Consider the following 11,749-nt stretch of genomic DNA (forward strand, 5'->3'; position numbering starts at 1 on the left):
GATGAGCATTTTCAATGAAATTAAAGATGAACAGCTAGATATATTAAGTGAGGTTGGGAATATCGGAGCAGGCCATGCAGCGTCTGCTCTTGCCAGCCTATTGAATCGCAAAATTGATATGGCTGTTCCTTTTGTCAAAGTTCTCTCGTTTGAAGATTTAATGGATTTCTTTGGTGGAGCAGACCTTCCAGTTGCCAGTATCTTTTTGCGAATGGAGGGTGACCTTACCGGTTCAATCTTTTTCATTATGCCGTTTGAACAAGCTGAACAATTTGTAAGAGAGCTTGTTCAGGACCCAGCATTTGATATTGATACGATTCATGAACACATGCTAGGAACATCAGCGCTTCATGAGCTAGGAAATATTTTAGCAGGCTCTTATTTATCAGCACTTGCCGATTTAACAAAACTGCAGCTTCATCCAAGTGTTCCAGATGTCACGCTCGACATGTTCGGGGCTGTCATTAGTGAAGGATTAATGCAGTTTAGCCCTCTCGGCGATCAGGCGATTGTGATTGATACATCGATTTTTGATGATCAAAATCAGCAAGAGCTGAAAGGAAATATGTTTCTATTACCAGACTTTGAATCGTTTGAAAAACTGTTCAAAGCATTAGGTAACCTATAATGAACGTGCAGATTCCGGCAGTTGTAAAGGTTGGTATAGCGGATGTTCAGCTTGTGAAAACACCGGACCGTATTCGGACATCCGGTCTCGGTTCTTGCGTAGGACTTGTCCTTTTTGACCAAGAAAAAAAACTGGCAGGACTTGTCCATGTCATGCTTCCAGACTCCTCTCTTTCAAAAGGAGCGGTAGAGAACTTGGCTAAGTATGCAGATACAGGTGTCAAGTTTACAATTGATCTGCTCTTAAAAGAAGGAGCGCGCAAACATGCGCTAAAAGCGAAGCTTGCTGGCGGCGCAGAAATGTTTAAATTTAAGTCAACCAATGATCTGATGAGAATTGGACCTAGAAATGTATCAGCTGTGAAAGAACATCTGTCTCTTCATCATATCCCGATCATTAGTGAGGACACGGGCGGAAACAATGGACGCACGATTGAATTCGATCCGCTTACAACAGAACTTGAGATCCGCACTGTGAAACAAGGCATTATGAAGATATAACTAAGGAAGTATAGGGGGAGAAAGATGCAATCCTTAAATTACGAAGATCAGGCGCTATGGGCTAGATGGAAAGAGTGGAAGGACCCAGCTGCTGGAGATGATCTTATGCGCCGCTATATGCCGCTCGTCACATATCATGTTGGAAGAATTTCCATCGGTCTCCCGAAGTCAGTGCACAAAGAAGACTTGATCAGTCTAGGGATGCTCGGTTTATATGATGCCCTTGAAAAATTTGACCCCGGAAGAGATCTGAAGTTTGATACATATGCATCCTTCAGAATTCGCGGGGCCATCATCGACGGTCTTCGTAAAGAGGACTGGCTGCCTCGTACATCAAGAGAAAAAACAAAAAAAGTAGAAGCGGCAATTGAAAAGCTTGAACAGCGATATTTACGAAATGTGACACCAACAGAGGTTGCTGAAGAACTCGGCATGAGTGAACAAGATGTGGTCACAACGATGAATGAAGGGTTCTTTGCGAATTTGCTCTCGATTGATGAGAAGTTGCATGATCAAGAAGACGGAGAAAACGTTCAAGTCATGATTCGCGACGAAAAGACTGTGACACCTGAAGAAAAAATGCTGAAAGATGAATTAATTGAACAGCTTGCCGAAAAAATGACAGAGCTTTCGGAAAAAGAAAAGCTTGTGATTAGTCTTTTCTATAAAGAGGAATTGACGTTAACGGAAATTGGTCAAGTGCTTAATTTATCGACCTCCCGCATTTCGCAAATTCATTCAAAGGCATTGTTCAAGCTTAAGCATCTGCTTGATAAAGCCATTCAATCTTAAAGAGTTAGTGAGTGAAAAAATATGCTATGGCTGATTAGCTTTATGCTTCATGCTGCACTTATTTATTTTGTGATCATTTTATACACGAGAATGAATTCGCTGAAGGCAACAGAACAAAAGCAGCGAGAGCTTTTAGAAGAAACGGAAAATACCCTGGCTGCATTTTTGATGGAAGTCAAAGAAGAGAATGAAAAACTATCAAAAGCTGCAGCCACTTCCCCTGATTTTTCTGCTGAAGAGCTGAAATCGGATCTTCAGACACCAAAGCAGCCACAACCACCAATTGAATCCCAGCAATCGGTAGAAAGTGAAGATCCAGTTCCAGAGCACCTGTCGGCTCTCCTTAGCGAAGTTGAGGTGCAGGAAGAGAAGGTAAACGAACCCGTTTCAAGTCTCGAAACAGAAGCTTCTGCGCCTTCTGAAAGTGAAAGAGAAGAAACATTCGAGGATCAAGTAAAGGCCTTATATGATCAAGGGCTATCATTAGAAGAAATAGCGAAAGAATTAAAAACGGGCAAGACAGAAATCGAGCTTTTATTAAAATTTAGCGGAAAGCTGTAAAGGATTCTTGATTGTCAGTCCATCATGTGTTATATTATTTCTTGGTGTTAAATACACACGCTTAATGATTCGTATGAAGGTGCTGCCGTGGCGCAGTTTTATGTGAACATGACTTAAGCGGAGGAAAAAAAACCATTATATTAGGAGGCAACAACATGTCAGTTATTTCTATGAAACAATTGCTAGAAGCTGGTGTTCACTTCGGTCACCAAACACGCCGTTGGAACCCAAAAATGAAGCGTTACATCTTTACAGAGCGTAACGGTATCTACATCATCGATCTTCAAAAAACGGTGAAAAAAGTAGAGGAAGCTTACAACTTCACAAAAAACCTTGCTGCTGACGGAGGAAAAATCCTTTTCGTTGGTACGAAAAAGCAAGCACAAGATTCAGTGAAAGAAGAAGCAATCCGTTCTGGTATGTTCTATGTAAACCAACGCTGGCTTGGTGGAACGTTAACAAACTTTGAAACAATCCAAAAACGTATTAAACGTTTAAAAGATATCGAAAAAATGCAAGAAAACGGTACGTTCGAAGTTCTTCCTAAGAAAGAAGTCGTTCAACTGAAAAAAGAATTAGAACGTCTTGAAAAATTCCTAGGCGGAATCAAAGACATGAAGGGTCTTCCAGATGCACTTTTCATTATCGACCCTCGTAAAGAGCGTATTGCAGTTGCAGAAGCTCGTAAATTGAATATCCCAATTATCGGTATCGTTGACACAAACTGTGATCCAGACGAAATTGATGTTGTGATCCCTGCAAACGATGATGCAATCCGTGCTGTAAAACTTCTAACTGCTAAAATGGCAGATGCGATTCTTGAGTCTAAACAAGGCGAAGAAGAAGCTGTTGTAGAAGAAACGACAGAAACTGAAACAACAACTGCGTAACCTATTCAAAAGGTGATAAGAGGGAACTGCCTTTTATCACCTTTTTTTCACCTAGTAATCCGTGTTTTAACATAGAAGGAGGAAATGTAAAATGGCAATTACTGCTCAATTAGTAAAAGAACTGCGTCAAAAAACTGGTGCAGGTATGATGGACTGTAAAAAAGCGTTAACAGAAACTGATGGTGACATCGACAAAGCAATCGATCTTCTAAGAGAAAAAGGGATCGCAAAAGCTGCGAAAAAAGCAGACCGTATTGCGGCAGAAGGATTAACTCTTATTAAAACTGACGGCAATACTGGTGTTATCCTAGAAGTGAACTCTGAGACTGATTTCGTTGCGAAAAACGAAGGATTCCAAAATCTTCTTAACGAACTTGCTGATCATTTACTTGCTGCAAAACCTGCAACAATTGAAGAAGCACATGCTTCTAAAATGGAAAATGGTTCAACAGTTGAAGAACATATTACTTCTGCAATTGCGAAAATCGGAGAAAAAATTACACTGCGCCGTTTCTCAGTCATCACAAAAGAAGATAACGCTGCATTCGGTTCTTACTTACACATGGGCGGACGCATCGGTGTATTAGCGGTTCTTAACGGAACAACTGATGAAGAGCTTGCGAGAGACATCGCAATGCACGTTGCTGCTGTAAACCCTAAATACATTTCTCGTGACCAAGTGTCTGAAGAAGAAGCAAACCGTGAGCGTGAAGTATTAACACAACAAGCGCTTCAAGAAGGAAAGCCTGAAAATATCGTTGCTAAAATGGTAGAAGGCCGTCTAAACAAATTCTTCGAAGAAATTTGCTTACTTGACCAAGCATTCGTTAAAAACCCAGATGAAAAAGTGAAACAAGTTGTAGGTGCGAAAAACGCAACTGTTCAAACTTATGTTCGCTATGAAGTGGGCGAAGGTATCGAAAAACGTCAAGACAACTTTGCTGAAGAAGTCATGAGCCAAGTGAAAAAATAATGTTTGAAAAGCTCTCTGGGGCTTTTTTAGGGAGCACAAGCACTGTGTTCCCTATTTTTTAGAGGATATTGATTTACAAAAGACGGTTTCTTACGCATAATAAGAGACGGTATAGTTTACACTTGGAGGTTATCATGAGCAAACCGAAATATAATCGCATTGTACTGAAGCTAAGTGGAGAAGCACTAGCTGGTGATGCTGGAAATGGAATTAACCCAACTGTCATTCAATCAATTGCAAAGCAAGTAAAAGAAATTGCAGAACTTGATGTTGAAGTTGCAGTCGTTGTAGGCGGAGGAAACCTTTGGCGTGGTAAGACAGGCAGTGACTTAGGAATGGACCGGGCAACAGCAGACTATATGGGAATGCTTGCAACAGTGATGAATTCATTGGCATTACAAGACAGCCTAGAAACGCTTGGCATTCAGTCTAGAGTACAAACCTCTATCGAAATGAGACAGGTTGCAGAGCCATACATAAGAAGAAAAGCGATCCGTCACCTTGAAAAGAAACGTGTCGTGATTTTTGCTGCAGGTACTGGTAACCCTTATTTCTCTACTGATACAACAGCAGCACTTCGTGCAGCTGAAATTGAAGCAGATGTCATTTTAATGGCGAAAAACAATGTAGACGGTGTCTACAGTGCTGATCCTCGTACAGATGCGGATGCAGTAAAATATGATAAGCTTTCATATCTTGATGTACTAAAAGAAGGGCTTGCTGTAATGGATTCTACTGCGTCCTCATTATGTATGGACAATGACATTCCATTAATCGTCTTCTCTATTATGGAAGAAGGAAATATTAAACGTGCCGTCAATGGCGAATCAATCGGAACGATCGTGAGGGGGAAATAACGTGTCAAAAGAAGTGTTGAACCAAACAAAAGAAAAAATGGAAAAAGCCGTTCAAGCATACGGACGTGAACTAGCAACTGTCCGTGCGGGCAGAGCTAATGCTTCCCTTTTAGACAAAGTAACAGTGGATTACTATGGTGCGCAAACACCACTAAACCAAATTGCGTCAATTACAGTGCCAGAAGCACGTATGCTGATTATCACACCTTACGATAAAACAGCGATCGGTGATATCGAAAAGGCGATCCAAAAGTCTGATCTTGGTATCACACCAACAAGTGACGGAAACGTGATCCGTATTGCGATCCCAGCACTAACAGAAGAAAGACGTAAAGAACTTGTAAAAGTTGTGAGAAAATACTCAGAAGAAGCAAAAGTAGCTGTTCGTAACGTTCGTCGTGATGCAAACGATGAATTGAAAAAGCTAGAGAAAAATGGGGAGATCACTGAAGATGAATTAAGATCATCTACAGAGGATGTTCAAAAATTGACAGATGAATATGTCGCTAAAATTGATGAAGTGACAAAAGATAAAGAAAAAGAAATCATGGAAGTTTAAGAAAAAACTATGTACAATAGATAATAGTGAAAAGACCCTCTTCATGTTTACAGGGGGTTTTTTTGTTAATACTGTTGAGGACTATATTATTAGCGGGAACGCAACCTTTTTGGGTGATGGAGGAATCTCATGCTCAATATACTCAAAAATTGGAAGAATCAGCAAACAGCAGCTTCCAACTTAGAAAGCCTGACAAAAGAAGACATATTAAATGGAGAAATTCCTGAACATATCGCCATTATCATGGATGGGAATGGAAGATGGGCAAAGAAACGTGCACTTCCACGGGTAGCAGGACATCATGAAGGAATGAAAGTTGTCAAGCGCATGACCAAGCTTGCAAATGAGCTGAATGTCAAAGTGCTGACTTTGTATGCTTTCTCTACAGAAAATTGGAAACGTCCAAAACTAGAAGTAGACTTTTTAATGAAGCTTCCTGAAGAGTTTCTAAACATCTATCTGCCTGAACTTATCGAGGAAAATGTCCGTGTACGTTTAACAGGTGATCCAGACGGCCTCCCGCAGCATACGAAAAAAGCGGTAGAGAACGCAGTAAAGAGTACGGCGAATAATGACGGACTCATTTTAAATTTTGCGCTCAATTATGGAGGACGGACAGAAATTATTTCTGCATGCAGACAAATTTCTGAAAAAGTCAAAGAAGGCAAGCTTCGAGCAGAAGACATCACAGAAGAGATGTTTTCAGCTTATTTAATGACAGAATCTCTTCAAGATCCGGATTTGCTTATTCGCACGAGTGGAGAAATTAGATTAAGCAACTTTATGCTTTGGCAAATTGCGTACAGTGAGTTTGTCTTTACGGATGTGCTTTGGCCTGACTTTTCTGATGAGCATCTCATAGACGCTATCGGAGAGTACCAGCGCCGCGGCCGGAGGTTCGGTGGAATTTAGAGGGTGGTGCAGATGAAACAAAGAATTTTGACGGGTGTTCTGGCAGCTGCAGTGTTTTTACTTGCAGTGATTTATGGACAAATGCCATTTACCCTGCTGATTTATTTAATGGGAAGTGTCGCTCTCTTTGAGCTTCTTAGAATGAAAAAGATTTCGATTTTCAGCTTTCCTGGCATTGTCAGCTTAATATTGCTTTGGCTTTTAATGGGCGGAGAAAATAGCTTCTTCCCGAACGTAGACGCATCAAAAATGCAGATTGCTTTATTTGCAGTCTTAATCCTTTTAACTTATACAGTTCTGAGCAAAAACTCTTTCACATTCGATGAGGTTGCTTTTGTTATATTAGCCACATTATATATTGGCGTTAGTTTCTATTATTTTATTCAAATTAGAGGCTTGTATGGCATGAGTGCGATCTTCTTCGCAGCGGTGATTATTTGGTCCACTGACTCAGGTGCCTATTTTATTGGGAAATCTATGGGGAAACGAAAGCTTTGGCCAGAGATCAGCCCAAACAAAACAGTAGAAGGATTTATCGGCGGAATCGTCACAGCGGTCGTGCTGTCACTTGTGTTCCAGGCGGTTACAGGATTTTTGCCATCATATCTGCTTGTTATGTTTATTACTCTTTTGCTCAGTATTTTTGGACAGCTTGGCGACCTTGTGGAATCTGCTTTAAAGCGTCATTACCATGTGAAGGATTCAGGGACAATCCTCCCAGGTCATGGCGGAATTTTGGACAGGTTTGACAGCTTTTTATTCGTTCTGCCGTTTTTATATTTATTGCTGGCCACGTTTGCTAGCTAACCTCATAGAAACTAATTGAACGAGAGAAGGAGTGGCAATTTGAAATATATTTCGCTATTAGGCGCAACAGGATCAATTGGAGAACAAACATTAGATGTGATCATGCAGCATCCAGACAAATTCAAGTTGAAAGCGATGACGTTTGGCAGAAATATAGACAAGGCCATCCCTATCATTGAACAATTTCAGCCTGAATTTGTTGGATGTGTAGACGAAGCGACCTATCGCATGTTAAAAGATCATTCATTTCAATACGATGTCAAAATGGCTGCGGGTGATGAAGCGAACATCGAAGCAGCGACCTATGATGCAGTGGATGTTGTGGTCAATGCACTGGTAGGAAGTGTCGGACTTGTGCCGACATTAAAAGCCATTGAACAAAAAAAGACGATCGCACTTGCAAATAAGGAAACACTTGTGACAGCTGGTCATATAGTAAAAGAGTACGCCAAAAAGTATGACGTGCCTTTACTTCCTGTCGATAGTGAACACTCCGCTATTTTTCAATCCCTGCAAGGTGAACAAGCTAAAAACATTGAACGCTTAATCGTCACAGCTTCAGGCGGCAGTTTCCGAGATAAAAAACGCACGGAGCTTGAAGGTGTAACGGTAGAAGAAGCGCTGAATCATCCGAACTGGTCCATGGGCGCAAAAATCACGATCGATTCAGCGACCATGATGAATAAGGGGCTTGAGGTGATTGAGGCGCATTGGCTGTTTGATATCCCATACGATCAAATTGATGTGCTGTTACATAAAGAGAGCATCATCCATTCCATGGTGGAATTCCATGACAAAAGTGTCATGGCTCAGTTAGGTACACCTGACATGAGGGTTCCGATTCAATACGCGCTCACTTATCCTGATAGAGCGCCATTAAAAGAAGCGAAATCATTAAACCTTTGGGAGATTGGACAATTAAATTTCCAAAAAGCGGATTTTGACAGGTATCGCTGCTTACATTTTGCTTATGAATCAGGTAAAATAGGAGGGACAATGCCTACTGTGCTTAATGCAGCCAATGAAATAGCTGTTGATGCATTTTTAAAAGGCAAAGTAACGTTCCTGCAAATTGAAGAATTGATTGAAAAGGCACTGAACAGACATCATGTGATTTCAACGCCTAGTTTGCAAGATATCCATGAAGTGGACAAAGATACACGAGACTTTGTTCAATCAATCCTCGCATAAGGTGGTATGTTCGTGAATACAGTGATTGCGTTTATTATTATTTTTGGAACGCTCGTTTTTTTCCACGAGCTTGGCCATTTAATTATGGCGCAGCGCGCAGGCATTTTATGCCGCGAGTTCGCAATTGGTTTTGGACCGAAGATTTTCTCCTTTAAACGAAAAGAAACCGTCTATACCATCAGACTTCTGCCAATCGGCGGATTTGTTAAAATGGCTGGAGAAGACCCTGAAGTCATTGAAATTAAACCGGGTCATACAGTGGGGCTCTTATTCAATGAGCAAAATGAAGTAGAAAAAATCATTTTAAATGATAAAGAGAAATATCCTGATGCACTTGTCATTGAAGTTGAACAAATTGATTTAGATCATGCGATGAGAATTTCAGGATATGAGGCTGGAAATGAAGACATTCTCACTGGCTACAATGTAAGCCAAACAAGCTTCTATATTGCAGATGGTGAAGAAATTCAAATTGCGCCATACAACCGTCAGTTTGGTTCAAAAACAGTATGGCAGCGTATTAAAGCCATTGCAGCTGGACCGATTATGAACTTTATCCTGGCATATGTGATTCTAGTGGCTCTAGGATTTATCCAAGGTGTAACCGTGGATGATCCTGTACTTGGTAAGCTGACAAAAGACGGCCGCGCAGCGCAAGCTGGGCTTATGCAGGGAGATCATATCGTTTCAATTAATGGGGATAAAATGAATTCTTGGACAGACGTTGTTCAAACGGTTCAAAAGAACCCAGATAAAAAAATGAATGTCGTCATTGACCGAGATGGCAAAGAAAGCACCATCCAAGTTGTACCAGAAGCTGTGAAGGCCGAAGGAAAAACCATTGGCCGTTTTGGCTCTTACCCGCCAACAGAAAATGGCTTTCTCAAAGTCATCTCATCCTCAGGAACGACAGTGATATCTACAGCAGCTCTCATCTTAACAAACTTGCAAAAGATTGTCACAGGACAATTTTCATTAGATATGCTTGCAGGTCCTGTTGGAATATATGACATGACAGGAGAAGTAGCGAAACAAGGTGTGTTAACATTAATGCAGTTTGCTGCGTTTCTTAGTATCAACTTAGGGATCGTGAATTTATTACCGATTCCTGCATTAGACGGAGGAAGATTACTTTTCCTATTCGTTGAAGCCATTCGCGGCAAACCAATTAATCGTGAGAAAGAGGCACTTGTTGTCTTCATTGGTGTTGCGTTCCTCATGCTATTAATGCTAGTAGTGACATGGAATGACATCCAGCGATTATTTTTATAAAAACCAATGTCTCTTGTTTCTCATTCTGGGAAACAAGAGTTTTTGTGAGAAGTCCTATTTCTTAAATGAGGTGTAACGACATGAGACAATCCCTGACTTTCATTCCAACTCTTCGAGAGGTGCCGGCAGATGCTGAGGCAAAAAGTCATCAGCTATTAGTAAGAGCTGGATTTATTAGACAAAACACGAGCGGTATCTATCATTATCTGCCGCTAGCACATAAAGTGATTCAGCACATTCAATCCATTGTTCGCAAGGAAATGGAAAAGGCGGGAGCAGCTGAGCTGTTAATGCCAGTGCTGCAGCAAGCAGAAATGTGGCAAGAGTCAGGAAGATGGTATACATACGGTCCAGAACTCATGCGTATGAAAGATCGCCACGGCCGCGAGTTTGCACTTGGCCCAACACACGAAGAAGTGATCACATCACTCGTACGCAGTGAAGTCAAATCGTATAAAAAGCTTCCTTTGACACTGTATCAAATCCAATCTAAATTCCGTGATGAACAAAGACCTCGCTTTGGGTTATTGCGCGGACGTGAATTTATTATGAAGGACGCCTATTCATTCCACTCTTCACCAGAGAGCCTTGATGACACATACAACAAAATGTTTACAGCTTACTCGAATGTCTTTTCAAAAGTAGGTCTTAACTTTAGACCAGTCATTGCCGATTCTGGGGCAATGGGAGGAAAAGATACACATGAGTTTATGGCACTGTCAGAAGTAGGAGAAGATACAATCGCATACTCTGACACATCTTCCTACGCTGCGAACATTGAAATGGCTGAGGCTGTGTATCACGGAGAAGAAGCAAACCCTGCGGACTTCAAAGAACTCGAGAAAGTACACACGCCTCAGGTGAAGACGATACAAGATGTTGCGGTATTCTTAGAAGTGGCTCCTTCTACATGTATCAAATCTGTCTTGTTTAAAGCGGACGATGCGTATGTACTTGTCCTGACAAGAGGCGATCATGAAGTAAATGATGTGAAAGTGAAAAACTTAGTTGGAGCACAGCTTGTAGAGCTTGCTTCACGTGAGGAAGTACTAGACGTGATCGGAACAGAACCAGGATTTGTTGGACCAGTCAAGCTTGAAGCGGAAGTAACGATTTATGCAGACCACGCTGTCAAAGGAATGACAAATGCAGTTGCAGGTGCAAATGAATCGGATTATCACTATGTCAATGTTAATCCTGCTCGTGATCTGTCAGTGAAGGAATATACAGATCTTCGCTTGATTCAAGAAGGAGACGTTTCTCCAGATGGTGAAGGCATAATCCAGTTCGCAAAAGGAATTGAAGTAGGACAAGTCTTTAAGCTAGGTACACGTTATTCAGAGGCAATGGATGCAACATACCTCGATGAAAATGGACGTGCGCAGCCAATGATCATGGGCTGCTATGGCATCGGAATTTCTAGAACCCTTTCTGCGATTGTTGAACAACATCATGATGACAAGGGGATTATTTGGCCAAAAACAGTTGCGCCATATGATCTTCATCTACTTGCCTTAAATATGAAAAACGATGCACAAAAGGAACTGGCTGAAACGCTGTATGAGCGTTTACAGGAAGAGGGCTATGAAGTCCTTTTCGATGACCGCCAAGAGCGTGCAGGCGTCAAATTTGCCGACAGTGACTTAATTGGATTGCCATTTCGCATTAGCTGCGGGAAACGTTCAGAAGAAGGAATTGTCGAAGTGAAATTCAGAAAATCAGGTGAATCACACGAAGTATCTGTTGATGAACTGATTTCATTTATACGCCAAGCATAAAAAACGAACAAAAAAATGAAGGTACCTCC

The 11,749-nt window shown here is 41.2% G+C and carries 13 protein-coding genes; all 13 read left to right on the forward strand.

What is annotated here, in order from left to right:
• Window position 1 precedes the first annotated feature (1 nt).
• Window positions 2–628 carry a chemotaxis protein CheC gene (locus M2369_RS11335; RefSeq protein ID WP_007499567.1) on the forward strand — a complete coding sequence of 209 codons (627 nt, stop codon included), beginning with the start codon at window positions 2–4 and terminating at the stop codon, window positions 626–628.
• Window positions 628–1,128, forward strand: coding sequence for a chemotaxis protein CheD (locus tag M2369_RS11340; RefSeq protein ID WP_173407999.1), 501 nt, complete (start codon window positions 628–630; stop codon window positions 1,126–1,128). Before M2369_RS11335 ends, M2369_RS11340 begins: the two co-directional genes overlap by 1 nt.
• 24 nt (window positions 1,129–1,152) lie before the next feature.
• Window positions 1,153–1,920, forward strand: a complete 768-nt coding sequence (locus tag M2369_RS11345) for a FliA/WhiG family RNA polymerase sigma factor (protein WP_007499565.1) — start codon at window positions 1,153–1,155, stop codon at window positions 1,918–1,920.
• Window positions 1,921–1,941: 21 nt separating this feature from the next.
• A complete protein-coding gene (locus M2369_RS11350) occupies window positions 1,942–2,481 on the forward strand; it encodes a hypothetical protein (protein WP_045034267.1) in 540 nt (179 codons plus the stop codon).
• A gap of 155 nt (window positions 2,482–2,636) precedes the next feature.
• Window positions 2,637–3,371 carry a 30S ribosomal protein S2 gene (gene rpsB, locus M2369_RS11355; protein WP_007499561.1) on the forward strand — a complete coding sequence of 245 codons (735 nt, stop codon included), beginning with the start codon at window positions 2,637–2,639 and terminating at the stop codon, window positions 3,369–3,371.
• Window positions 3,372–3,462: 91 nt separating this feature from the next.
• Window positions 3,463–4,344, forward strand: a complete 882-nt coding sequence (gene tsf, locus M2369_RS11360; RefSeq protein WP_007499558.1) for a translation elongation factor Ts — start codon at window positions 3,463–3,465, stop codon at window positions 4,342–4,344.
• Window positions 4,345–4,478: 134 nt separating this feature from the next.
• Window positions 4,479–5,201, forward strand: a complete 723-nt coding sequence (gene pyrH, locus M2369_RS11365; RefSeq protein ID WP_008344767.1) for a UMP kinase — start codon at window positions 4,479–4,481, stop codon at window positions 5,199–5,201.
• A 1-nt stretch (window position 5,202) separates the two neighbouring features.
• Window positions 5,203–5,760, forward strand: coding sequence for a ribosome recycling factor (gene frr / locus M2369_RS11370; RefSeq protein WP_008344764.1), 558 nt, complete (start codon window positions 5,203–5,205; stop codon window positions 5,758–5,760).
• 129 nt (window positions 5,761–5,889) lie between these two features.
• Window positions 5,890–6,672, forward strand: a complete 783-nt coding sequence (locus M2369_RS11375) for an undecaprenyl pyrophosphate synthase (RefSeq protein WP_110487244.1) — start codon at window positions 5,890–5,892, stop codon at window positions 6,670–6,672.
• A 12-nt stretch (window positions 6,673–6,684) separates the two neighbouring features.
• Complete coding sequence (locus M2369_RS11380; RefSeq protein WP_007499550.1) at window positions 6,685–7,479, forward strand: phosphatidate cytidylyltransferase; 795 nt, start codon at window positions 6,685–6,687, stop codon at window positions 7,477–7,479.
• A gap of 39 nt (window positions 7,480–7,518) precedes the next feature.
• A complete protein-coding gene (dxr, locus tag M2369_RS11385; RefSeq protein WP_259254239.1) occupies window positions 7,519–8,670 on the forward strand; it encodes a 1-deoxy-D-xylulose-5-phosphate reductoisomerase in 1,152 nt (383 codons plus the stop codon).
• A 6-nt stretch (window positions 8,671–8,676) separates the two neighbouring features.
• Complete coding sequence (rseP, locus tag M2369_RS11390) at window positions 8,677–9,942, forward strand: RIP metalloprotease RseP (protein WP_173408001.1); 1,266 nt, start codon at window positions 8,677–8,679, stop codon at window positions 9,940–9,942.
• Window positions 9,943–10,022: 80 nt separating this feature from the next.
• A complete protein-coding gene (locus tag M2369_RS11395) occupies window positions 10,023–11,720 on the forward strand; it encodes a proline--tRNA ligase (protein ID WP_041507297.1) in 1,698 nt (565 codons plus the stop codon).
• Window positions 11,721–11,749: the final 29 nt, after the last annotated feature.

The organism is Bacillus sp. JUb11 (assembly GCF_024807925.1).
In the GTDB taxonomy this organism is placed as follows: Bacteria; Bacillota; Bacilli; order Bacillales; family Bacillaceae; genus Bacillus; species Bacillus altitudinis.